Genomic DNA, 23850 nt, shown 5'->3' on the forward strand with positions numbered 1-23850 from the left:
TGTAAGTATCCCGCATAATCGTGCCATTCACATTTAGAGACCCTCCGGCATAATCACTCTGCCAACAAAGGAGATCGCTATGCGTAAAGCCCGTTTTACTGAGCATCAGATCATTGCTGTAATTAAATCGGTTGAAGCCGGACGAACCGTTAAAGATGTCTGCCGGGAGGCCGGTATCTCTGAAGCCACCTACTACAACTGGAAGTCCAGATACGGCGGCATGGAGGCTTCTGATATTAAAAAGATCAAGGATCTTGAGGACGAGAATCGACGTCTCAAACAGATGTTTGCCGACCTGAGCCTTGAGAACCGGGCGCTGAAAGACGTTATCGAAAAAAAGCTTTAAAACCAGCCTTTAAGCGTGAGCTGGTCACTCATCTGATAACGACATTTGGACTCAGTATCCGTCAGGCCTGCCGGAGTCTGAACCTGAGCAGAACGGTTTACCATTACCGTCCGGATACCACGCGTGACGAACCCGTTATTGTCGCGTTACAGGCAGTGGCAGAGCGATACCCACGGTACGGTTTTCCAAAACTTTTCCAGGTTCTGCGGCGGCAGGGATACCCGTGGAATCACAAAAGGATCCATCGTATTTATTGTCTGCTGAAGCTGAATTTTCGCCGTAAAGGCAAACAACGGTTGCCGGTGCGTAATCCCTCGCCACTGGCCACACCGGAAGCGCTGAACCAGAGCTGGTCTGTCGATTTTATGCATGATGCTCTGGTCTGTGGCCGTCGTTTTCGCACGTTCAATGTCGTTGATGACTTTAACCGTGAGGCATTGTCGATTGAAATCGATCTGAATCTGCCAGCTTTGCGCGTGGTCCGTGTACTCGACAGGATCGCGGCAAATCGCGGCTATCCGGTCATGCTACGCATGGATAATGGTCCGGAATTTATCTCACTTGCACTGGCTGAATGGGCAGAGCAACATGCAGTAAAACTGGAATTTATTCAGCCGGGTAAGCCGACGCAGAACGCTTTTATTGAGCGCTTTAACCGAACATACCGTACAGAAATACTCGATTTTTATCTGTTCAGAACGCTGAATGAAGTGCGGGAAATCACGGAAAGATGGGTGTCAGAATATAACTGTGAACGCCCGCATGAATCACTGAACAATATGACGCCGGAGGAATATCGGCAACACAATCATTTGGCCGGGATCTCAAAAAATGCCTGGAACTAAAACGGGTCTATTTACACCCCAACAAAAAAAACGTATTAATTACTCGCAATTGCACAAAATAGATAAATACCGTTATCAGCATTTACAGTTTTTTCCTAAAGCCAGCGCTTCGTTTGTATGCCATGCTTAACCACGCTAATAACTTATAACGCTAAGCGAGGATATTATGAAAAAGACAATTATCGCATTATCTGCAATTCTGCTGGCTTCTCCGGTTATTGCCGCAACAACACACGCAACCGATAATGATGTAGCCGCCGCACACGAAAACGCCAATACTGCAAAAGAAAAACTGCATCAGGCGCAGAATCAGGGCGAAGAGCAAAAATTAAAAGCCAAACATGCTGCTGAAGGTAAACAAGATGACCTGAGCAGCAAGGTGAGTGAAGGTTCACAAAAAGCCTGGAATACAACCAAAGAAGGTACTGAAAAAGGTTGGAATGCAACAAAAGAAGGTACCGAGAAAGGCTGGAATAAGACTAAAGAAGGTGCTGCCTCCGTTGAGAAAAAAGTCAGCGAATAATCTTCCAAACATTGAATAATAAAAAACCGCGAAAGCGGTTTTTTATTATTAGGAATAAGCCGCAATCAAGCATCGGGCCTCATCGCAATCTGTTTCTAAAGTTAAACCAGATCAGGGCCACTGTAACGCACAGCCCCTAACTCCACGAGTGGCGACAGCAAATCCTGTTTCACTCTCGCCAAACGCTTTCATCCTTACTTATCAACCGGATATTCCCTGTTAATCCACGCATGTTCATCTTCCCAGGTAAACATCCATTTGCGAACCGGGCCGGCCATTACGTTAAGGTAGTAACTGTCATATCCCGCCAGGGTTGCCACCGGGTGATACCCTTTCGGCACCATCACCACGTCGCGGTTATAGACTGCCATACACTCGTCAAGCGACCGGTCGTCGGTGTAGACCCGTTGCATACAGAATCCCTGCGGCGGGTTGAGGCGATGGTAGTAAGTCTCCTCCAGATAGGTTTCCTGCGGGGGATTATCGGTGTCATGTTTATGGCTTGGGTAAGAACTGGTACAACCTTCGTTGGTCCACACCTCCACCACCAGCAGGCTATCTGCGGGTTTATCTTCCGGTAAGATGTTATGCACATAACGCTGGTTGTGACCTTTGCCACGCGCTTCCCCGTCGATATCCTTAGGTGCGATCAGCCGCGTTGGGTGCGTGCCTTTCCCCGGCGCAGCGCAGACTGCCAGCTCCAGTCTGGTCACCGCCTGAACCTGTATGGTTTCACCAGCAGTGACATAAACCGCCCACGGTTTGATCCGTTCGAACGGGCTCATCCGCTCACCAATATCCGTAAAAGTTGCGCCCGGCGTAGTGACGGTCGCGCGTCCGGCAACCAATACCAGACAACGTTCTTCGCTGACGGCGGGCAGCGTAAGCTGCTGCCCTTCCTCCAGTTCATACGCTCTAAAGCCAACATATCCCCAACCGGCGCTTTCCGGCGTCACTGACTGCGTACACCCTTGCGCGTCCGGCTGCTGCCAGCGTGATAATAAACGTGACATATCACCTCCTCAGATAAGCCCGGCATCCCGTGCCAGACGGCTAAGGTTGTTATAGCCCAGACGCGCATACGTCAGCGGATGCGCTATAGCTGGATCCTGCTCCGCCTCCACCACCAACCACCCCTGATACTGGTTCGCCTTCAGCAATGCCATGATTGGCGGATAGTCAACGCAGCCATCTCCCGGCACGGTAAAGACGCCGCTCAGCACCGCATCGAGGAAGCTGGTTTTGCGGTTTTTGACATCCGCCAGCACGTCGGCACGTACGTCTTTGCAGTGAACATGGTTGATACGTGATGCCCAGCGCTGCGCCACAGCCAACGGATCGGCACCCGCAAAGGTCAAATGCCCGGTATCGAGCAACAAGCCAACCTCATCACCGGTATACGTCATCAGATTATCCACATCTTCAGCAGATTCAATCACCGTTCCCATGTGGTGGTGATAGGCAATCTGTACCCCCTGCTGCTGGGTGTAACGCGCAAACTCGGTGAGCTTTTCACCGTACTCTTGCCAGCGCTCTTGCGGGAAGCGCGGACGCAGATGTACCGGCGTCTGCTGCTCGCCGTGAATGCAGCCACTGACTTCGGCAAAGACCAGCACCTTCGCTCCCAGTTCGCGCAGTAACGTCAGATGTGACTGCACGGCGGCAATCTCCTCCTCCACGCTGCGTTCCAGCAGACGTCCGGAGTACCAGCCGGAAACCAGTTGCAGGTCGTGGCGCTGCAAAATGGGGCCGAGCAGTCGCGCCTCGCGCGGGAATTTATTACCCAGTTCGAAACCAGCAAATCCAGCCTCTTTGCCCTCGCTCAGACACGTATCAAGCGACGTCTCAGCGCCCAGTGAAGGAAGATCGTCATTCGTCCATGTCAGTGGATTAATACCTAATTGTACCGTCATCATCTTCTCCTGAATTATGCTTGTCCGCGCTCGCGCCACCAGGCGATAAGCTGCAGGTAGTTATCTTTAATGCGCGCCACCAGCTGCGCATCGTCAATATCGTGTTTCAACCACGCGCGGGAAGCGTCGCCGAACAGCGTGCGTCCCACGGCAAATCCTTTCACCACCCCATGACCCGCAGCCGCTTTAAAATCAGCACGCAGTTGCTCTGCCGGTGCGTCCAGGCCCAGGATCACCACGCCACGGCAGTGCGGATCGCGCCGTTCGATAATGTCACTCAACGCCGTCCAGCCAGCAGAAGTCAGCGGTGGGAGTTTCCACCAGTCGGGGTAGATCCCTAAGTTGTAGAAGCGGGAAATGGCGCGCAGATACAGTTCATCACTGCGCGGCATACTGGCCGGTAAAATCACCTCCAGCAGCAGCTCATGACCGGACTGGCAACAGGCGCGGTACACCTCAGAGATTTTCTGTTCTTGTTCCAGGCGCAACGCGTGGGCATCTTCCGGATGGAAAAAGACCAGACACTTCACCACATGTTCCTGCGGCCAACTAATGAGCTGCGAGCCTATATTGCCGTGTTCCATCTCCAGCGGGCGCGACCCCGGCAGTTCGATAGGGCGACCAATCCACCAGCCCTCTCCGGTTATCGCATTCAGCGCATCCTGACCAAACGTGCCATCGCACAGCAGTCCGGCTTTACCTTCCAGCTCGGCACTGTTCGCCGCTTCACGGCTGGCCTGCAAAATAAGCTGTTTCAATGCCGGAATACGCTTCAAAGACGCGCCGCACTGCAACGCCATCTCTTCCAGTTGGCTACGGTGATCGAAGGCCATTACGCATAGCTCCGGCCATGTGCGGCGGCGAGTCGTCACGCGATGCAAATGGTTGAGATGCGGATCGAGATCCGGACGAGGAACCTCTGCGGCGCGAGAAAGATAATCATCAAGTTCAATTTTGCTCGGCATTGCCGGCGCACAGCCGTGACGCGACACCACCAGCGCACCGCAGGCGTTGGCATAGCGGCACGCCTGCTCCCATCCCTCATCGTTGAGATAGCCGCGCAGCAGACCGGACATAAACGCATCCCCCGCCCCCAGCACGTTCAGCACCTCTACGCGTACGCCGGTGACCGTCAGGCCATCGTCCAGCCGGGGCGGGATCGCGTCGGTATACACCGAGCTGCCGAGTGCACCGCGCTTGCAGACCAGCGTCGCGTTACTCACGCCGCGAACCTGCGCCAACGCCTGCAGCGTATCGGTACTGCCGCCCGCGATATGAAACTCCTCCTCGGTGCCGACAATCACATCAAAAAGATGCAGCACCTCCTGCAACTGGCGGGTGACCTGACCGGCGGCGATAAAACGCGTTTCGCCGTCGCCTAAGGAAGTAAGCCCCCACAGTACCGGGCGATAGTCGATATCCAGCGCCGTGCGCACGCCGTGAAGCCGGGCGTATTTGAGCGCCGTCAACACCGCCTCGCGGGTTTGCGGATGAGAAAGATGCGTCCCGGTGATGGCAAGACAACGAGCAGAAGCGATGTACTGTTCATCAACATCGCTGGCGGTAATCGCCATATCCGCGCAGTTATCACGGTAAAAAATCAGTGGGAAGGTGTCCCGCTCTTTAATGCCGAGTAGCACCAGCGCCGTCAGGCGGTCTTTATCGGTAATCAGATGGCTGGTATCGCAGCCTACCTGGTTTAATTCTTCACGCAGGAAACGCCCCATATGTTCGTCGCCAACCCGCGCCAGCATTGAAGAACGCAGTCCCTGGCGTGCCGTGCCGTAAGCCACGTTGCCGGACGAACCACCAAGGTATTTGGCAAAGCTCGACACATCTTCCAGGCGCGCGCCAATTTGCTGACTGTAGAGGTCAACCGCCACGCGGCCCATGCATATCACATCAAACTGCTTTTCCACGTTGATACCTCTTCAGACAATGTCGTTCACGTTCAGCCAGCGGCCTTCCTGGTGCGAGAGTGCGATAGCGTCAAGCACGCGCGACACCTTCCAGCCTTCTTCAAAGTCCGGCCACATCGGTGCATCGGCGGCAATGCCGTCCACCAGGTCGCGTACTTCCACAGTTTTCTGGTCGTTAAAGCCGATACCATGCCCGGCTCCCATGCAAAACGCGCCGTAGTCCGGGTGCGCCGGGCCAACCAGTAAAGTGCGAAACCCCTGACGGTTGACCGGATCGTCATGCAGATAGAGCTTCAGCTCAGCCATGCGCTCCTGGGTAAAACTGATGGTTCCTTTGGTCCCGGTAATCACATACGACAACCCCATCTTGCGGCCACAGGCAACGCGGGAGGTTTCAATCACCCCTTGCGCACCGCCTGCAAAGCGCACCATCGCGTGGGCCTGATCTTCGTTCTCTACCGTCACCATTTGCGAGGAACCGACTTTCGCCGGACGCTGTGGCACCACGATCTTCAGGTCGCCGCAGACCTGCTGAATATCCCCAACCAGGTACTGCGCCATATTGACGATATGCGCCGCCAGATCGCCAAGCGCTCCCAAACCTGCCGTTTCTTTAAAACAGTGCCAGTGGATCGGCGCAAGCGGATCGGCCATGTAGTCTTCGTTGTGGGTGCCGTAGAAATGGATCACCTCACCAATTTCTCCGCACGCAATGATCTCTTTCGCCAGCTGCGCCGTTGGGTTCTTCATATAGTTGAACCCCACCAGCGTTTTCACTCCTGCCCGCTGTGCTGCTTCAACCATTTCACGCGCGTCGTGGGCGTTCAGCGCCAACGGCTTTTCTGAGTACACATGCTTGCCATGGCGAATCGCTTCCAGCGCCATCTCTTTGTGCAGATGATTAGGAGAACAGATATCCACGACATCAATGGCCGGGTCAGCCACCAGCGCACGCCAGTCTCCGGTTGAGCGGTTGAAGCCAAACGCCTGCGCCCGCTCGGCGGCCAGCTCCGGCGTGACTTCCGCCACCATTTCGCGCACCAGTTTGCCGCGCAGGTTGAATACCGTCGGGGCCTGAGCATAGGCAATGGCATGCGCCTTGCCGATATACCCGGTGCCAATCAATCCAATACGAACTTCTTTCATCATGATCCTCACAATGCGCCGCGACGGCTCTTGGCGTAGGTATCGAACGCCACCGCCAGAACGATAATTAAGCCGGTAATAATTTGTTGGTAGTAAGCCGAGACGTTCATCAGCACCAGACCGTTAATCAGGATGCCCATGATGATCGAGCCGATAATAGTGCCGCCGATACGCCCATAGCCGCCCATCAGCGAGGTGCCGCCAATGACCACCGAAGCGATGACGCGCAGCTCAAACGAGATCCCGGCAACCGCTTCTGCGCTTCCCAAACGTGCGCTGAGGATGAAGCCCGCCAGCCCCGCCAGACAGCCAATCAGTACGTAAACGCTCACCAGCACGCGCTTCACGTTGACCCCTGCCAGACGCGCCGCTTCCGGGTTGCCGCCGATGGCGTACACAAAGCGCCCCCAGCGGGTTTTATGCAGCGCCAGATAACCACCTACCGCCACCAGCGCGAATATCCAGATTGGAATGGAGATACCGAGCAGTTCGCCGCGTCCCCACCAGCGGTATCCCGCGTCGAAACCGGCAATCGGTGCGCCGTCGTTAATCACCAGCGTCAGGCCGCGCCAGATCGTCATCCCGCCGAGGGTGACGATAAACGGCGGCAGACGCAGGCGGGTCACGCCGAGGCCATGCAGAAAACCAATCGCGGTGCCCATCGCCATACAGATACCAAGGCCAATCAGCCAGCTCATGCCCCCCCAGGCGTTCGGGTCGACGGTGGTGAAGTTGTCGCCCTTAATCACATACGCGGCGGTCATAGCGCAGACCGCCAGGATTGACCCCACCGACAGATCAATCCCGGCGGTCAGAATGACAAATGTCATCCCGACAGCCATGATCCCGTAGATGGAGACTTCGGTCAGGATGTTGAAAATATTGCGTTCAGAAAGAAAATTGCTGTTCTGCAACTGAAAGAAAATCAGCAGCAGGATCATGAAAATCAGTACCCCAAAGCGCTCAAAAAAGGCAATGGGATCAAGACGTCCGCCGCGTTTGGCAGGAACCTGCGTTTTAGAAATAATCTGCGTCATGAATCACTCCGTTATGCCGCATTCAGGGCGTTGTGGTTGATGGCCATCATCGTCATTAGCCGCTCTTCGTTGGCGTCATCGCCGTGGATCTCGCCAGTCACCCGGCCTTCACTCAACGTGATGATCCGATCGGAAACCGCCATAACTTCCGGCAGATCGGAGGAGATCACGATCACCGCCACGCCCTTTTTCGCCATATCAAACAGCACCTGATGGACTTCTGATTTGGTGCCAACATCGATGCCGCGCGTTGGTTCATCCACGATCAGCACCCGAGGATTAAGCGCCATGCAGCGCGCGAGGATCACTTTTTGCTGATTCCCGCCGGAGAGCTTGCGCACCTCCTGCGCGCTGTTGACCATTTTGATCTGCAGCGCCTGGCGGTAAGACTCGATCAGGGCATCCTCTTTGCGGGTATTCACGAACCAGCGCCAGTGCAGCAGTGACGAGAGGCTGGAGAGCGACAGGTTGTCGCGGATCGACAGCCCAAGCACCGCGCCCTCTTTTTTGCGATCTTCCGGTACCAGCGCCAGCCCCTGATCCAGCGCAAACAGCGGATCGCGCGGCTGATATGGCACGCCATCAAGTTCAAAGCTGCCGGAAGTAAAACCGTCGGCGCCAAACAAGCAGCGGGCCACTTCGGTACGCCCGGCCCCCACCAGTCCGGCAATGCCTAACACTTCGCCAGCATGCACGTGGAAGCTAATGTCGTGCAGCGCGATGCCATGCGGATCCAGCGGCGGTTTTTCGCGGCTAAGCCCCTTCACCGCCAGACGCACAGGTTTATCTTCATGGTGAGTTTCGCTGGCCGGGCGGCGATTAAAGGCCACATCGCGCCCTACCATCAGGCGGATCAGCTGTTCTACGGTGGTCTGTGCAACCGCGCCATTCCCGGTAAATCGTCCATCCTGGAAAACGGTGAACTGGTCGCAGAGTTGAAAAACTTCATGCAGGCGATGGGTGACGTAGATAATGCTCACGCCACGACCTTTAAGTTCCCGCACCACACGGTGCAGGCTTTCCACTTCGCTGTCGCTCAGCGCGGCGGAAGGTTCATCCATGATGATCAGCTTTGCGTTCAGCGTCAGCGCCCGCGCAATTTCCACCATCTGCTGCTGCGCCACGCTCAGTCGGGCCACGGCCGTGGTTGGCGCAACGTTCAGTTGCAGGTAATCCAGAATCACCTGCGCTTCCTGATTTACCGCCTTTTCGTCAACAATCAGATTGCGTTTGCGCGGTTCGCGTCCGAGGAACATATTCTCGGCGACGGTCATATTGGGCAGCAGATTAAATTCCTGATAAATCGTGATAATGCCCTTGTTCTGCCGCTCAACCGGAGAGTCTTCTACCGGCAATGTTTCGCCGTTGAACCAAATATCCCCGCGTGTTTGCGGCTGTGCGCCCGCCAGCGCTTTCAGCAGGGTCGATTTTCCGGCACCGTTCTCACCTAACAGCGCATGAATTTCGCCTGCTCCGACGGTCAGCTGTGCGCTGCTCAACGCCCAAACGCCGGAAAAGCTTTTCGCCAGGTCGGTCACTTTCAGTAAGGGTTGCGACATCGGTCTGCTCCTCCTTTAGAGTGAGCCGCCGTAACGGCGGCTCCAGATATACACAAAATCATTCAAGTTGCATCAAGGCGGCAAGTCTGAGAATCCCCAGGAGCTTACTCAAGTAAGTGACTGGGGTGAGCAGATGCAGCCAACACAGAGGCAGCTTGAAGGATGACGTGTATAAATCAGTTACCGGCTTCGTTAATACGCTCGGCCTGCTGCAAATTCTCTTTGGTGATAAGCGTTGGCGGGTAGTCAGCCCCGGTGATCGCAGTCTTCTCACGGACGTTATTCACCAACTGGCTCATGGCCGTTTTCACCGCAAAGCCAGGACGCTGATCCGCCGTCACTGCCAGCCAGCCGTCGCGCACACGCGCCAGTGCTTCCGGCACAGCATCGAAGCCCGTGACCAGAACTTCACCCGGTTTCAGTCCTTGTCCCTGTAACGCTTCAATCGCGCCCAGCGCCATATCGTCGTTAGCGGAGAGGATCACCTGCGGACGCTTCGGCAACGAAGGCAGAACGCTTTCGACAATGCGCATCCCTTCAGAACGCATCCAGTTACCGGTCTGATCGGCAACGATCTTGTACTTTTCACCACCCGCCTTCAGGCTGTCGCGAATGCCTTTAGTACGTTCAATGTTGGAGGAGGAGCCTGGCTGGCCGGTCAGCAGAATAATGTCTGCCCCGTCAGGGAATTTGGTTTTGACAAAGTCGCCAATCGCCTGGCCGCCTTTGTAGTTGTTCGCGCCGAAGTGCGGCACTTTTTTCTGGCTGTCAACGGAGCGGTCAAGGGTAACAACGGGCAGTTTGGCATCCTGAATTTCATCTACCGCGCTGGACACCGCGTTGACATCGTTTGGTGAAACAATAAAGCCCTGTGCGCCACGAGTTATGGCATTTTCCAAGTCAGCGACCTGTTTTGGCGAGCTACCCTGCCCGTCCAGGACCTGTAAATTCACGCCCATTTCTTTTGCGGCTTTCACCGCCGTGCGCTGCATGTGAACTTCAAATGGCATCGCCAGGTTTGGCGTACTGAAAACAATTTGCTCATTTTCAGCAATGGCTGCCCCGGATGTCATGGCGATGAGGACAGCTAAGATCAGTTTTTTCATTATTATGTCTCTCTGTGTAGGGTAGGTTGTGGTGACAATCAGAGGAGAACTTCACGTTGGCTATGCAGTGACTCCAGCGCTTTATCCGCCAGATACAGCGCACGCTCGCCATCGTCCCCGCTGCAATCAGGGACCGCTTCGCCGCGCAGTACCGCAACAAAGTGTTCCCATTCCGCGGCATAGGCCGATTTATAACGCTGCAAGAAGAAATGTTCAGGTAACGCGCTGGTGCAGCCGGTCTTCGCGTAGTGCTGCACCTGGTTTTCGAGAATGTTGCCCGCGCACAGCAGTCCTTCAGAGCCGTGCAGCTCAAGGCGCTGATCGTATCCGTAAGAAGAACGGCGGCTGTTGACGATGGTCGCCATCGCGCCGGAGGCATATTTCAGTACGATGAACGCGGTATCGATATCGCCCGCTTCGCCAATCGCCGGATCCACCAGATTGCTGCCCTGGGCATACACCGAAACTGGCTCTTCGCCCATGATAAAGCGCGCCATATCAAAATCGTGGATGGTCATATCGCGGAACATACCGCCGGACACACGCACATATTCCGCTGGCGGCGGCGACGGATCGCGGGAAATGATCAGCAGCGATTCCGGCTTACCGATACGCCCGGCCAGTGCGTCAGTTTTCACACGGCGAAACTGCGGATCGAAGCGGCGGTTGAAACCGATAAACAACGGTACGTCGTACTCTTTGACCACTTTCAGACAGTCGCGTACGCGGGCCAGATCCAGGTGGACCGGCTTTTCACAGAAGATGGCTTTGCCGTGGCGGGCGGCCATTTCAATCAGATCCGCGTGGGTATCAGTCGCGGAGGCGATCAGCACGGCGTGAACGTTAGGGTCCGTCATCACCTCATCCAGGCTTTGCAGACGAGCCTGGTACTGTGTGGCAAGACGGGTGGCAAATTCCTGATTCGGGTCGACGACGGACCAGAGGGTAGTAGCACTGTGACTGGCAATGTTAGCTGCATGTACCTGGCCAATTCGGCCAGCGCCCAGTAAAGCAATGTTAAACATAACGGCTCCCGGTGTTGGTGAATGCGATGAACTAACGACCCTTTAAATAAAACATTTATTTCATTTTTATAAATAGTGAAAATTATGTTTTTGAGTGCAAGTTAACACTTTTGAGATGATCGAGATAAAATTTGTTATCAATATCACAACATAAAGACGGGAAAGATGAAGGAATTAGCCCCCTTCCGTTCAGGAAGGAGGCGATGGATGAAGAAAAAGGAAAAATGAAATGAAAATTTCGTTGTCGCAGGTTGCCGGATGACGGAGCTAACGCCTTATCCGGCCTGGGGGTGGAGTCCGCTGTAGGCCGGATAAGCGCGGCGCCATCCGGCATTAATCGCTTTTAGTACTGACGTGCGTTTTTCACCTGCTCAAACGTCTGCTCAGCCGCTTTTCGCACCGACGGAGATTCCGCCACCTGCGCATCGCCAGTGCGCCACCAGGCGGCATAGTCGTGGGTCATGGTTTTCGGCAGGACTTTGATATCCAGCAGCACAGGCCCCGAATGCGCACGCGAGGCTTCCAGCGCCGTCAGCAGGCTTTGCTCGTCATGTACACGCCATGCCCGACAGCCGTAGCTTTCCGCGTTTTTGGCAAAATCGACCTTCACCAGCGGCCCATCCAACCGTCCGGTTTGCGGGTTACGGTGACGGTTTTCCGTACCGAAACTCCCCATCCCATGCCCCATCTGCAGGTTGTTAATACACCCGAAGCTGGCGTTATCAAACAGCAGGATAGTGACTTTTATCCCCTCCTGAACGGCGGTTTGTAGTTCGGAATGCAGCATCATGTACGAGCCATCCCCCACCATGGCATATACCGGCTGCTGCGGCTTCGCCAGCCTGGCTCCAATAGCAGCCGCAATCTCATAGCCCATACAGGAGTAACCGTATTCCAGGTGATAGCTGTCCGGGGTTTTGACCTGCCAGATACGCTGTAAATCGCCAGGCAGCGATCCGGCGGCCCCCACGACGATAGCGTTATCTTCAATGTGCTGATTGATAAGTCCCAGCACCTTCGTCTGGGTCAGCCGGGTGTTTAGCGTGTCGCCATATTCCACCAACTGAGCGTCAAGATGCCCAGCCACTTCGGGTTCGTCATCGGGACGCCAGTCGCGCTCCCATAAACGTTGGCACTCATCGCGCCAGGCCTCTTGCGCCTGCGCGACCACCTTCCCCCAATCGCTGCGGTAGTCTTTCAGTGTTTCAGTTAATGCCGTAAGCCCGGTACGGGCGTCGGCGATAAGCGCAGTGGCATCAAGCTTCAGTGCGTCAAACTCCGCCACGTTCAGCAGCAGGAACTCAACCTCCGGATGAGAAAACAGCGCTTTCGAACCGGTGGTAAAGTCGGTGAGGCGCGTACCGATGCCGATCACCAGATCGGCTTGCGGTACGAGCTGATTCGCTGCCATCCCTCCAGTTACCCCAATGCCTCCGAGGTTAAGTGGGTGGTCACTAACCAGCGCGCCCTTTCCGGCCTGAGTTTCGGCAAACGGCAGTTGCAGCGTTTCAACAAACGTACGAAACGCCTCATGCGCGCCGGAGTAGCGTACCCCGCCGCCGCATACCACCAGCGGACGGCGTTTGCGGGCAATCAGCGCCCGCGCCATCGCCAGACGCTGCGGGTCGGGCGGGCGACGTTCGATCAAATGAACGCGGCGCGCAAAGAAGCTCTGCGGATAGTCCCAGGCTTCTCCCTGCACATCCTGTGGCAGGCAAATAGTTACGGCACCAGTATCTGCGGGGTCAGTAAGCGTTCGCATCGCGTTTAGCATCGCGCTCATTAACTGCTCCGGGCGGTTAATCCGGTCCCAGTATCGCGAGACCGGGCGGAAGCAGTCGTTGGTACTGATGCCAAGGTCATGGTATTGCTCAATTTGCTGCAATACCGGGTCCGGCTGACGACTGGCATAGACATCGCCAGGCAACAGCAACAGCGGAATACGGTTCGCCGTCGCGGTTGCTGCGGCGGTCACCATGTTTGCCGCTCCCGGCCCAACCGATGACGTCACGGCAAAAATACGCTGGCGCCGATGCTGTTTGGCGAATCCGGTCGCCATGTGCGCAATTCCCTGCTCATTACATCCCTGCATCACCTGCAAATGACCGGGTGCCTGCTCCAGCGCCTGGCCAATGCCCAGCACGTTACCGTGACCAAAGATGGTGGCGACGCCCTCGACAAAGGGCGTTTCCTCGCCATCGACACAGACATATTGTTGATTAAGGAATTTGACCAGCGCCTGAGCCATGGTCATACGTTCGGTTTGCATAAACCCTCCTGTCAGCCCAGCGTTGGCATGGAGAACGCGGCCCCTGTGTCCTGCAGCATCTCCGGCCAGCGTGCGGTGACGGTTTTCATCCGGGTGTAGAAGCGTACGCCATCGTTACCATGAACGTTAAGCGCACCAAAAATGGACCGCTTCCAGCCGCCAAAACTGTGGAACGCCATCGGCACCGGAATAGGCACGTTTACGCCCACCATGCCCGCCTGCACTTCTTCGCAGAAGCGACGCACACAGCCGCCGTCGCGCGTGAAAATTGCCGTGCCGTTACCATATTCATGACGGTTAATCAGTTCCACCGCGCTGCTGTAATCTGCTACGCGCACCACAGAAAGCACCGGCCCAAAAATCTCCTCTTTATAAATGGTCATTTCCGGCGTGACGTTATCGAACAGGGTCGGCCCGACAAAATAGCCCTGCTCATGGCCTTTAACGCTAAAACGCCGACCATCCACGCGCAGGCTGGCCCCCTGCGATTCCCCACTGTCGATATAACCGAGCACTTTATTACGATGTACAGAGGAGATAAGCGGCCCCATTTCATTTTCCGGTGTCTGATCAAGCCCCGGCCCGACACGCAGCGCCGCAATCTGTTTTTCCAGTCGCGAGCACAGCTCATCTGCCGTTTTGTCCCCTACCGCCAACACCACGGAGAGTGCCATACAGCGTTCACCCGCCGCACCGTAAGCGGCCCCCATAATGGCATTGGTTGCCATATCCATGTCGGCATCCGGCATTAAAATGCAGTGATTTTTAGCGCCACCTAACGCCTGGCAACGCTTACCGTGGGCCGATGCCGTCTGATAAATGTATTCCGCAATCGGCGTAGAGCCGACAAAGCTCACGGCCTGCACACGCGGGTCAGTTAACAGCACGTCAACGGACTCTTTGTCCCCCTGCACAACGTTGAACACGCCGTCTGGCAATCCGGCTTCTTGCAGCAGTTTGGCCAGAGCCAGGGCGAGAGAAGGGTCTTTTTCTGAGGGTTTCAGCACGAAGGTATTCCCGGTTGCCAGCGCGATGGGGAACATCCACATCGGTACCATTGCCGGAAAGTTAAACGGCGTGATCCCGACGCAAACCCCGAGCGGTTGCATCAGCGAATGGCTATCAACGCCGGTACCTACGTTGGCTGAGTGTTCGCCCTTTTGCAGATGTGGGATGCCGCAGGCAAACTCCACCACTTCCAGGCCGCGGGTCAGTTCACCAACTGCGTCAGAGAATACCTTGCCATGCTCTTCGCTGATGATGCGAGCCAGCCTCTCCATGTTTTCTTCCAACAGCGCCTTAAAGCGGAACATCACTCGCGCACGTTTTAACGGAGAATGACGCGCCCAACCGGGGAATGCGTCGTGCGCTGCCGCAATAGCCTGCTCGGTTTCCTGTGTCGTACTCATCACCACCTGGCGGATCTGCTCGCCGGTGGCCGGGTTGAAGATTGCCTGAACGCGCTGGCCTGAACCGGTGACACATTCGCCGTGGATAAAATTCGCTACTGTCTCCATCCTTAACCTCTCGCTGTTGATACGTGACTGTTACCTGAACACTGTTATCTGTGTACTATATATGAAACAAACATTCCATTTTAAGTTGAAATAAAATAAATAATGATTAATGTGATCAAGGATGGGTTTTTATGTTAACAAGCGGAATCGCATGATTAGCGTGCACTGGCAGAACGTTTCAGCGAACGGCAAGCCTGAAGCTTTTGTTTCGTTTTTACAGCCAGATGAATGAGTGACATTTCAAAGACGCGGTTTTGCGTTTAGAATCATAAAACTATGTACCAGGAGGTAAAATGACAACAGCAACCAGCCTGAACGAGCTGCAGCAGCAAATCCGCGATCGCTACGATAGCCTGAGTAAGAGGTTGCAGCAGGTGTCCCGCTATGTGCTGGATAATACCAATAGCGTGGCCTTTGATACGGTTGCCGTCATTGCTGAACGAGCCGGAGTACCACCCTCTACGCTGATCCGCTTCGCCAATGCTTTTGACTTCACCGGCTTCAACGAAATGAAACAGCTGTTTCGTATGAACCTGGTAGAGGAAACCGCCAGCTACAGCGACCGCGCGCGCATGTTCCGTGAGATGGAAAGCGAAGCCGTACCGGAAACCCCGCTCGATATCCTGCAGGAGTTCGCCCGTTCGAATACCCAGGCGCTCCAGCAGCTGGCAGCCCGTGCCGAACCTGAAATGCTGGAACGCGCCGTACAATTGCTGGCAGAAGCCGACACCATTTACATTGCAGGTCTGCGTCGTTCGTTTAGCGTAGCGGCCTATCTCACCTACGCCCTGAGCCATCTTGAGTGTCGCCCTATTTTGCTCGACGGAATGGGCGGAATGCTGCGCGAGCAGATTAACCGCATCAAAGCGCGCGATATCGTGGTGTCGATCAGCTTCTCGCCTTATGCGGAAGAAACGGTGATGGTCAGCGAAACTGCGGCCAATGCCGGCGCGCGCCAGATTGTGATTACCGACAGCCAGATAAGCCCGCTGGCCACATTCAGCGATCTCTGCTTTGTGGTGAAAGAGGCGCAGGTCGACGCGTTTCGCTCCCAGTCAGCGACGCTGTGCCTGGTGCAGTCGTTAGTGGTGGCGCTGGCCTACCGTCTGGGCGACGGAAGTAATGAACGCGGTCATTCTGTCGGGTGATGAGCGCCGCGAAAATTGACGATCCGCTTTATTACATTCCCGCCAGCGTGATCTCTGCCGTTACTTTTATGGTCGTTGAAAATATCGCCCTCATTCAGCGACCAGATAAAATACAATCCGTTATTACCATAAGCTACAATTATATTAATATTAGATAATCAACAATGCGCATGCTGACAATAATACGCAAAGGTTTACTATAGACCTGTCTTTTTTAAGCAGGAAAGTAAAATGAAAAATACAAAAGGGTTGATGATTATTGCCCTTGCTTTCACCCTGGCATCATGTGCTTCCATTCCTGAGAATATCAAAGGTAATAATCAACCCGATATCCAAAAAAACTTTATCTCCGTGCATAACCAGCCCGGTTTATATACCGGTCAGCAGGCCCGTTTTGGCGGTAAAGTCATCAATGTGATTAACACCAAAAAAGATACGTTGCTGGAAATCGCCGTTCTGCCACTGAACGACTCTGCTAAGCCACAAATAGACGCGAGCTATCAGGGACGTATTCTTGCCCAGCAGAAAGGTTTCCTCGATCCGGTAAACTACAGAAACCATTTCGTGACTATTTTGGGAAAAATTCAAGGAGATGAGTCAGGATTCATCAACAAAGTCCCGTACAACTTTGTTAAAGTTGATTTACAAGGAATCCAGGTTTGGCATTTAACTGAGTCTGTCAACACCACCTATAACATGTGGGATTATGGTTACGGCGCATTCTGGCCTGAGCCGATGTGGGGAGCGCCTTACTACGCCAATACAGTCACTCAGGTAACTCCGGAGCTAGTGAAATAATCCCAGAGGTAAGATGGCGCGACTATATTCCGGAGTCAGGTGTTGGCAAACACCCCCTCTCATCACCCCGTGTTTATCTTATTGCGCCATCCTGCTTCATGAGATCCTTCGCTTAACATGCATTCTTCCTGTTACATATAATTTTTAACCGCTAATTCTTTAGCGAAGAAATGGGCTTTACCCTTCTCATGCCTGACCATCTTTTTTTATTTACCGACAACTCCCCCACCCTGCATGCAATAAAAGAACATTTGTGTTTACACATTATTCAGGGATTACTATGAACAGAAAATGCTTACTGTTGATACCATTATTCTTTAGTAGCGTCATCATCACCGCCTGTGATAATAAACCTGCAGTAAAAACCGCCATGGAGCCCGAGGTCGGCGTTGTTACCTTAGCGCCCTCCTCAGTAAATATTAAAAGTGAACTTCCGGGTCGCGCGCTTGCGTTCGAGATCGCCGAAATCCGCCCTCAGGTTGGTGGGATCATCATAAAACGCAACTTTGTTGAAGGCGATAAAGTCAGCAAAGGAGAATCACTGTATCAAATTGATCCTGCCCCGCTGCAGGCACGGCTGGACTCAGCCAAAGGCGCGTTGGCAAAGGCACAGGCTACCGCCAATAATGTTCGTCTGACACTCAATCGGCAGTCAGCATTAATAAAATCTAATTACGTCAGCCGCCAGGACTATGACACGACGCGTACACAGCTTAATGAAGCGCAAGCCAATGTTGCCGTCGCTAAAGCGGATCTTGAACAAGCCACCATCAATCTTCGATACGCCAATGTTACCTCGCCCATTGATGGCATCAGCGGTAAATCCTCCGTGACCGTGGGTGCCCTGGTTACTGCCAATCAGGAAAACGCGCTGGTCACCGTTCAGAGATTAGATCCGATTTATGTTGATTTAACCCAGTCAGTACAGGACTTCTTACGCCTGAAAGAAGAGAAAGCCAACGGCCAAATCGCCCAGCAACAAGGCAAAATTCCGGTTGAGCTGATGCTGGAAAACGGCAAGCCCTATCGCCATACCGGTACGCTTGAGTTTTCCGATCCCGCTGTTGATGAGACCACCGGTTCGGTAACCCTGCGCGCCGTATTTCCCAATCCTGAAGGTGAAATTTTACCCGGTATGTATGTCACGGCGTTGCTGGACGAAGGCAGTCAACAAAACGTGTTGATGGTCCCCCAGCAAGGAATTACGCATAACGAGCAAGGAAAAGCCACCGCGCTGATCCTTGACCAGGAAAACGTAGTGCAACTGCGTGAAATAAACGCAGTTAAGGCCGTTGGTAATCAATGGTTAGTGACCGCGGGATTACGTCCTGGCGATCGGGTCATTGTGTCCGGATTACAAAGAATTCGTCCAGGAATCAAAGCCCGGGTCCTCCCTTCAAAACTGAACACATCTGACACGGTAGCTGAACAGTAATATTTCAGGCATTAAGGACACTTTCTTCATGGCCAACTTTTTTATTGAGCGCCCGGTTTTCGCCTGGGTGCTCGCTATTATCATGATGTTTACGGGCGGTATCGCGATAATGAACCTGCCTGTCGCCCAATATCCACAAATTGCGCCCCCAACCATTACCATCAGCGCTGCCTACCCAGGGGCTGACGCAAAGACCGTTGAAGACTCCGTCACCCAGGTGATTGAACAGAATATGAATGGTCTTGATGGCCTGATGTATATGTCATCCACCAGCGATGCGGCAGGTAATGCCTCGATTATCCTGACCTTCAAAACGGGTACGTCACCCGATATTGCGCAGGTTCAGGTACAGAATAAACTACAGCTGGCGATGCCTTCCTTGCCGCAGGAAGTACAACAGCAAGGGATCAGCGTTGATAAATCCAGCAGCAATATATTAATGGTCGCCGGTTTTATCTCTGATAATAACAGCCTGAGCCAATATGATATTGCCGACTATGTGGCCTCGAACATTAAAGATCCGCTAAGCCGCACTGCCGGGGTGGGGAGCGTGCAGTTATTCGGTTCTCAATACGCCATGCGCATCTGGTTGGATCCGCAAAAGCTCGACAAGTATAACCTCACTCCCGAGGACGTCATTACCCAGCTCAAAGTGCAGAATAATCAGATATCTGGCGGGCAATTGGGGGGCATGCCTCAGTCAGCCGATCAGCAGTTAAATGCGTCGATAATCGTCCAGACGCGTCTGCAAACGACCGATGAATTTGGCAAGATCTTCCTTAAAGTTCAGCAAGATGGTTCTCAGGTTCTGCTGCGCGATGTCGCGCGCATTGAGCTGGGTGCGGAAAATTATGCAACGGTTGCACGTTACAACGGCAAACCCGCCGCCGGGATTGCGATTAAACTTGCCGCTGGCGCCAATGCCCTGGCTACGTCCCAGGCGGTCAAACAAGAGCTGAACAGATTATCGGCCTGGTTTCCGGCCAGTATGAAAACCGTTTATCCCTATGACACCACGCCGTTTATCGAGATTTCGATACAGGGTGTTTTTCATACTTTGATCGAGGCAATCATTCTGGTATTCCTCGTCATGTATCTGTTTTTGCAGAGTTTCCGCGCGACGCTTATCCCCACTATCGCCGTTCCGGTGGTTATCCTCGGCACCTTTGCAATACTCGACGTCGCCGGTTTTTCGATTAACACGCTCACGATGTTTGGCATGGTGCTGGCGATAGGGCTGTTGGTCGATGATGCCATCGTGGTGGTTGAGAACGTAGAACGTATTATTGCTGAAGAGCACTTGTCCCCAAAAGCGGCAACGCATAAAGCAATGGGCCAACTCCAGAGGGCGCTGGTTGGTATTGCCGTCGTGTTATCCGCCGTATTTATGCCGATGGCGTTTATGAGCGGAGCAACGGGTGAAATTTTCCGTCAGTTTTCCATCACCTTAATCTCTTCCATGCTGCTGTCGGTATTTGTGGCAATGAGCCTGACGCCAGCACTTTGCGCCATGCTGTTAAAATCTCACGAGGGAGAAAAGGCAAATACACATTTTCTGTTTACCCGTTTCAATCACTTCATGGAGAAATGCACTCAGCACTACACGGACAGCACCCGTACACTGCTACGTCGCACAGGCCGTTATATGGTCGTCTATTTAGTCATTGGCGCGGGCATGATTGTGCTGTTTTTACGCACTCCGACCTCCTTTCTGCCTGAAGAAGATCAGGGGGTATTCATGACCACGGCACAATTGCCTTCGGGTTCAACGATGGTGAACACCAGCAAAGTGCTCGGAGAAATAACCGACTACTACCTGACAAAAGAACAGAAAAACGTCGCTTCTGTTTTCACCGTTGGCGGATTTGGTTTCAGCGGCCAGGGACAAAACAACGGTCTGGCGTTTATCAGCCTGAAGCCCTGGTCAGAACGCGTTGGCGAAGAAAACTCGGTTACCGCCATTATTCGACGGGCAATGATGGCCTTAAGCACCATCAATAATGCCGTCGTTTATCCGTTCAATTTACCCGCGGTCGCGGAACTGGGGACGGCTTCAGGTTTTGATATGGAGCTACTGGATAACGGTAATCTTGGGCATGAGAAAATGATGCAGGCGCGGAACCAGCTTCTGGCTTTGGCCAACCAGTCATCCGGTGAGGTTGACGGGGTACGTCCGAACGGCCTGGAAGATACACCGATGTTCCGCATTCACGTCAACGCCAAAAAGGCTGAAGCTATGGGCGTTGCGTTATCAGATATTAATCAGACCATCTCCACCGCGTTTGGTAGTCGCTATGTTAATGATTTCCTGAACCAGGGGCGCGTAAAAAAAGTGTATGTCCAGGCCGATACGCCGTTCCGTATGTTGCCGGACAATATCAACCACTGGTACGTACGTAACGCCTCCGGCGCAATGACGCCGCTTTCCGCCTACTCATCCACCGAGTGGACCTACGGTTCTCCTCGCCTTGAACGCTACAACGGTCAACCCGCAATGGAAATTCTGGGCCAGCCGGTTGAAGGGAAAAGCAGTGGTGATGCGATGAAATTTATGGCATCGCTGATTAATAAACTGCCCGCAGGCGTCGGCTATGCCTGGACCGGTCTGTCTTATCAGGAGGCGCTATCCACAAACCAGGCACCAATGCTGTACGGCATTTCGCTGATCGTCGTGTTTCTGGCGCTGGCGGCACTGTATGAAAGCTGGTCGATCCCGTTCTCGGTGATGCTGGTTGTGCCAATCGGGGTGGTCGGCGCTTTACTGGCTACCGATCTGCGCGGCCTGAGCAATGATGTTTATTTCCAGGTAGGCCTGCTCACCACCATGGGGCTGTCGGCTAAAAACGCCATTCTGATCGTCGAGTTTGCCGTCGAGATTATGCAGAAAGAAGGGAAAACGCCGCTTGAAGCTGCAGTGGAAGCCGCGCAAATGCGCTTACGTCCAATTCTGATGACCTCACTGGCCTTCATCCTGGGGGTTATTCCGCTGGCAATAAGCAACGGCGCGGGCTCTGGTGCACAAAATGCCGTCGGTACGGGGGTTATCGGAGGGATGCTGGCCGCGACGGTACTGGCAATCTATTTTGTACCAGTGTTCTTTGTACTCGTTGAAAATATGTTAGCGCGATTTAAAGCTCGACGCTGATCCCCTGCCCTATCCCTGGGTTTAGATTATTAAATCCCAGGGATAGGGCTTCGTTTGTCAGGTCTACGGTTATTAGCGGGCACGGCTATCCAGAGAATTTCTCGTGGATAGCAGGGTCAACATTACGCGGATTTTTTGTAGGGAACGACTGGGGTAGGTACAGAGGTTGTCAGTTCTAACGAATGCCAGGCTATCAAAACGGTTAATCAATAGTGCAGACCGGAACCTTTCAGATTTACAGCCAGTTCACCCAGTTTTGTATTCGGATGCTGATGGCACATTTTAACCATTTTCGGTACAGCTTCCGTTTCCACCTCATGCAGGGGAACATAATCATCGCCTTTAAAGTCCGAATTTTTATTAACAATCACAAAGGCAATTGCCGTCTTGTATTGCTGACTCATATCAACAAATTCTTTACAGGTCATATCTTGTGGCGCAGCTTCCGTTGCCTGAGTAGCCAAAGCACGAGTCATTGGCGCCATAATAGAGGTCACAAGAATAGCTGCAGAAACCATCATCTTAATATTCACTATGCGCTCCAGAAGTAGCATTAATTTTTATCGGCGAGCTTATCATTTTTTACCAGCGTCGCATTTCTACGTAGACTGATAAAAGCTAAAGAACTAAAGATCATCTCGACACCAATAAAGATTGAGGTAAATACATACGATCTGTCGGGATCCATATTCAGCCATACGCCGGCAATAAGCAGGTCAAAAATACCAATGAAAATGTTCCATCCATAACCCGGACTACGGAACAGTTTGACCCCAGAGGCGATACGAAAAATACCCCCCAGAATAAACAGGCAGCAAAATACCATTGCCAGTGAATTCATGCCTATCACAGGATTCACGAGGAAACAGTAACCCAGCAGTAACCACGCGATAGCAAAAAAGGCATAAGTAAATTTGGCTTTCAATTGCTTTTTACCTGAGCTAAACAGGCTATAAATAGAATAGAAACCACATACCAGGAACATAAAACCGGTTGCATAGCTTAAATAAACACCTGCAGCAATCGGATAAATCAAGCAGCAGATGCCACAAATCAACATCAACACCGCCATAATCGTCGCGTGCTTTTTATAATGAACGAGTGTTTTTTCATTAAACGCTCTCAGGCTACGCTGATTAAAAACAAACATACATCCTCCGTTATACATAAACGCAATGTAACCTGTTGACATAAGAATTATTACTCACTCAACATATGTTACTTACAGTGGAATGATAAGACTTCCACTAAGGAAGCGTATATAAGAACAAGAGAATGTCGCTATGCGTATATTCCTACACATGTCAGACATCTGACACGTGTAGGATTAAACGGTCATTATTCTATCTTGGCTCTGATTCCTCTCTTTAACATTATTTAATATGCTTATTGCGTTTGGTGACATATACCAAATTTATTCAGGAGAAAGTAATGAAAAAGATTATTCTTGCGGGTGTGCTTGCAACCATGATGGGTTCAGCACCGGTGATGGCTGCTACTGCTACCACAACCACTCCGGCGCAAGCTGCTACCGCAAATGTACAAAAAGAAGCTGCCGATGTTATGCAGGTCGCAGTGCAAGGTGCAAATGCGATGCGTGATATTCAGCTTGCTCGTCTGGCCCTGTTTCATGGACAGCCTGACAGCGCTAAAAAATTAACCGATGACGCGGCTTCCCTGCTGGCAGGCGACAGCAAAGATTGGGCGAAATTTGTAAAAGCTGCGCCTAAAGCCAAGATGATTGACGATCAGTACGTGGTTATTAACGCTACGGTCGCGCTGTCAGAAGACTATATTGCGACTCCGGCCAAAGAATCCGCTATCAAAACAGCGAATGGCAAAATGGCCAAAGGCGACTGGAAAGGTGCAGTTGATACTCTGCAACTGGCTGGTATCAGCGTGCTTCAGACCCAATACCTGATGCCTCTGAATCAGACTCGTAAAGCCGTTGCCAGCGCGCAAAAACTGCTGACTTCCGGTAAATACTATGAAGCAAACCTTGTGTTAAAAGGTGCTGAAGATGGCATTGTAGTCGATAGCGAGATGATCGGCGCAGGCCAGTAGTACTCAGCACTACGGAGTGTTGAACCAGGACTTTCTCTCCTGATCGGGCAGCTAC

The 23850-nt window shown here is 53.0% G+C and carries 19 protein-coding genes; 7 read left to right on the top strand and 12 right to left on the bottom strand.

Annotated elements, in window-relative coordinates; genetic code table 11:
- Positions 1–79: 79 nt before the first annotated feature.
- Together OGY37_RS11030 and OGY37_RS11035 are read left to right on the top strand one after the other, a co-directional pair.
- Positions 80–1191 (top strand): IS3 family transposase gene (locus tag OGY37_RS11030; protein WP_103848104.1). Its coding sequence is split into 2 segments (ribosomal slippage): positions 80–341 and positions 341–1191, totalling 1113 coding nucleotides; the frame shifts between segments, so codons are not numbered across the junction.
- Positions 1192–1357: 166 nt separating this feature from the next.
- On the top strand, positions 1358–1714 hold the full coding sequence (locus OGY37_RS11035) for a KPN_00521 family repetitive protein (protein ID WP_003826111.1): 357 nt from the start codon (positions 1358–1360) through the stop codon (positions 1712–1714).
- A 194-nt stretch (positions 1715–1908) separates the two neighbouring features.
- Here the strand turns inward: OGY37_RS11035 and iolB are convergent, their stop codons facing one another.
- From iolB to OGY37_RS11085, 10 genes are all read right to left on the bottom strand, one after another.
- Positions 1909–2727, bottom strand: coding sequence for a 5-deoxy-glucuronate isomerase (gene iolB / locus OGY37_RS11040; RefSeq protein ID WP_200922851.1), 819 nt, complete (start codon positions 2725–2727; stop codon positions 1909–1911).
- A gap of 9 nt (positions 2728–2736) precedes the next feature.
- Positions 2737–3627 (bottom strand): myo-inosose-2 dehydratase, encoded by an 891-nt coding sequence (gene iolE, locus OGY37_RS11045; RefSeq protein WP_003826107.1) that lies wholly within the window; start codon positions 3625–3627, stop codon positions 2737–2739.
- Between the two features lie 14 nt (positions 3628–3641).
- A complete protein-coding gene (locus OGY37_RS11050) occupies positions 3642–5546 on the bottom strand; it encodes a bifunctional 5-dehydro-2-deoxygluconokinase/5-dehydro-2-deoxyphosphogluconate aldolase (protein WP_286620788.1) in 1905 nt (634 codons plus the stop codon).
- Between the two features lie 12 nt (positions 5547–5558).
- The gene (locus OGY37_RS11055) at positions 5559–6692 is read right to left on the bottom strand and encodes a Gfo/Idh/MocA family protein (RefSeq protein WP_003826104.1); all 1134 of its coding nucleotides are present in this window, start codon (positions 6690–6692) and stop codon (positions 5559–5561) included.
- 8 nt (positions 6693–6700) lie between these two features.
- Positions 6701–7729, bottom strand: a complete 1029-nt coding sequence (locus OGY37_RS11060; RefSeq protein WP_003826102.1) for an ABC transporter permease — start codon at positions 7727–7729, stop codon at positions 6701–6703.
- Positions 7730–7740: 11 nt separating this feature from the next.
- Positions 7741–9288 carry a sugar ABC transporter ATP-binding protein gene (locus OGY37_RS11065; protein ID WP_003839789.1) on the bottom strand — a complete coding sequence of 516 codons (1548 nt, stop codon included), beginning with the start codon at positions 9286–9288 and terminating at the stop codon, positions 7741–7743.
- A 176-nt stretch (positions 9289–9464) separates the two neighbouring features.
- Positions 9465–10394 carry a sugar ABC transporter substrate-binding protein gene (locus OGY37_RS11070; RefSeq protein ID WP_003826099.1) on the bottom strand — a complete coding sequence of 310 codons (930 nt, stop codon included), beginning with the start codon at positions 10392–10394 and terminating at the stop codon, positions 9465–9467.
- A gap of 38 nt (positions 10395–10432) precedes the next feature.
- Positions 10433–11419 (bottom strand): inositol 2-dehydrogenase, encoded by a 987-nt coding sequence (gene iolG / locus OGY37_RS11075; RefSeq protein ID WP_275398720.1) that lies wholly within the window; start codon positions 11417–11419, stop codon positions 10433–10435.
- Positions 11420–11762: 343 nt separating this feature from the next.
- Positions 11763–13688, bottom strand: coding sequence for a 3D-(3,5/4)-trihydroxycyclohexane-1,2-dione acylhydrolase (decyclizing) (gene iolD / locus OGY37_RS11080; RefSeq protein ID WP_286620791.1), 1926 nt, complete (start codon positions 13686–13688; stop codon positions 11763–11765).
- An 11-nt stretch (positions 13689–13699) separates the two neighbouring features.
- The gene (locus OGY37_RS11085) at positions 13700–15205 is read right to left on the bottom strand and encodes a CoA-acylating methylmalonate-semialdehyde dehydrogenase (RefSeq protein ID WP_286620793.1); all 1506 of its coding nucleotides are present in this window, start codon (positions 15203–15205) and stop codon (positions 13700–13702) included.
- A gap of 293 nt (positions 15206–15498) precedes the next feature.
- Between OGY37_RS11085 and OGY37_RS11090 the strand changes: the two genes are divergently transcribed.
- The 4 genes from OGY37_RS11090 (at position 15499) to OGY37_RS11105 (ending at position 21731) form a co-directional block, all read left to right on the top strand.
- Complete coding sequence (locus OGY37_RS11090) at positions 15499–16353, top strand: MurR/RpiR family transcriptional regulator (RefSeq protein WP_003839777.1); 855 nt, start codon at positions 15499–15501, stop codon at positions 16351–16353.
- Positions 16354–16584: 231 nt separating this feature from the next.
- A complete protein-coding gene (locus OGY37_RS11095; RefSeq protein WP_286620796.1) occupies positions 16585–17151 on the top strand; it encodes a Slp family lipoprotein in 567 nt (188 codons plus the stop codon).
- A gap of 280 nt (positions 17152–17431) precedes the next feature.
- A complete protein-coding gene (locus tag OGY37_RS11100) occupies positions 17432–18586 on the top strand; it encodes an efflux RND transporter periplasmic adaptor subunit (protein ID WP_003826087.1) in 1155 nt (384 codons plus the stop codon).
- Positions 18587–18614: 28 nt separating this feature from the next.
- On the top strand, positions 18615–21731 hold the full coding sequence (locus OGY37_RS11105; protein WP_198579500.1) for an efflux RND transporter permease subunit: 3117 nt from the start codon (positions 18615–18617) through the stop codon (positions 21729–21731).
- A 206-nt stretch (positions 21732–21937) separates the two neighbouring features.
- Here the strand turns inward: OGY37_RS11105 and OGY37_RS11110 are convergent, their stop codons facing one another.
- Both OGY37_RS11110 and OGY37_RS11115 read right to left on the bottom strand, forming a co-directional pair.
- Positions 21938–22285, bottom strand: coding sequence for an HdeA/HdeB family chaperone (locus OGY37_RS11110; RefSeq protein ID WP_125112795.1), 348 nt, complete (start codon positions 22283–22285; stop codon positions 21938–21940).
- The gene (locus tag OGY37_RS11115) at positions 22285–22881 is read right to left on the bottom strand and encodes a DUF308 domain-containing protein (RefSeq protein WP_123268131.1); all 597 of its coding nucleotides are present in this window, start codon (positions 22879–22881) and stop codon (positions 22285–22287) included. The genes OGY37_RS11110 and OGY37_RS11115 overlap by 1 nt, the downstream gene beginning before the upstream one ends.
- Before the next feature lie 281 nt (positions 22882–23162).
- On the opposite strand from OGY37_RS11115, the gene OGY37_RS11120 reads away from it, so the two are divergent.
- Entirely contained in the window at positions 23163–23795 is a 633-nt protein-coding gene (locus tag OGY37_RS11120; protein ID WP_003826081.1) for a YfdX family protein, read from the top strand.
- The last annotated feature ends 55 nt before the right edge of the window (positions 23796–23850 follow it).

This window comes from Citrobacter sp. Cpo030 (assembly GCF_030333005.1).
Taxonomy (GTDB): Bacteria; Pseudomonadota; Gammaproteobacteria; order Enterobacterales; family Enterobacteriaceae; genus Citrobacter; species Citrobacter portucalensis.

Bases quoted from the DNA above. Each gene is read 5' to 3' on its own strand.
- iolE (WP_003826107.1), bottom strand. From the start codon at position 3,627: ATGACGGTACAATTAGGTATTAATCCACTGACATGGACGAATGACGAT.
- OGY37_RS11055 (WP_003826104.1), bottom strand. From the start codon at position 6,692: ATGAAAGAAGTTCGTATTGGATTGATTGGCACCGGGTATATCGGCAAG.
- OGY37_RS11115 (WP_123268131.1), bottom strand. From the start codon at position 22,881: ATGTTTGTTTTTAATCAGCGTAGCCTGAGAGCGTTTAATGAAAAAACA.
- OGY37_RS11110 (WP_125112795.1), bottom strand. From the start codon at position 22,285: ATGCTACTTCTGGAGCGCATAGTGAATATTAAGATGATGGTTTCTGCA.
- iolG (WP_275398720.1), bottom strand. From the start codon at position 11,419: ATGTTTAACATTGCTTTACTGGGCGCTGGCCGAATTGGCCAGGTACAT.
- OGY37_RS11100 (WP_003826087.1), top strand. From the start codon at position 17,432: ATGAACAGAAAATGCTTACTGTTGATACCATTATTCTTTAGTAGCGTC.
- OGY37_RS11060 (WP_003826102.1), bottom strand. From the start codon at position 7,729: ATGACGCAGATTATTTCTAAAACGCAGGTTCCTGCCAAACGCGGCGGA.
- OGY37_RS11065 (WP_003839789.1), bottom strand. From the start codon at position 9,288: ATGTCGCAACCCTTACTGAAAGTGACCGACCTGGCGAAAAGCTTTTCC.
- OGY37_RS11035 (WP_003826111.1), top strand. From the start codon at position 1,358: ATGAAAAAGACAATTATCGCATTATCTGCAATTCTGCTGGCTTCTCCG.
- OGY37_RS11120 (WP_003826081.1), top strand. From the start codon at position 23,163: ATGAAAAAGATTATTCTTGCGGGTGTGCTTGCAACCATGATGGGTTCA.
- OGY37_RS11085 (WP_286620793.1), bottom strand. From the start codon at position 15,205: ATGGAGACAGTAGCGAATTTTATCCACGGCGAATGTGTCACCGGTTCA.
- OGY37_RS11090 (WP_003839777.1), top strand. From the start codon at position 15,499: ATGACAACAGCAACCAGCCTGAACGAGCTGCAGCAGCAAATCCGCGAT.
- OGY37_RS11070 (WP_003826099.1), bottom strand. From the start codon at position 10,394: ATGAAAAAACTGATCTTAGCTGTCCTCATCGCCATGACATCCGGGGCA.
- OGY37_RS11105 (WP_198579500.1), top strand. From the start codon at position 18,615: ATGGCCAACTTTTTTATTGAGCGCCCGGTTTTCGCCTGGGTGCTCGCT.
- OGY37_RS11095 (WP_286620796.1), top strand. From the start codon at position 16,585: ATGAAAAATACAAAAGGGTTGATGATTATTGCCCTTGCTTTCACCCTG.
- iolB (WP_200922851.1), bottom strand. From the start codon at position 2,727: ATGTCACGTTTATTATCACGCTGGCAGCAGCCGGACGCGCAAGGGTGT.
- iolD (WP_286620791.1), bottom strand. From the start codon at position 13,688: ATGCAAACCGAACGTATGACCATGGCTCAGGCGCTGGTCAAATTCCTT.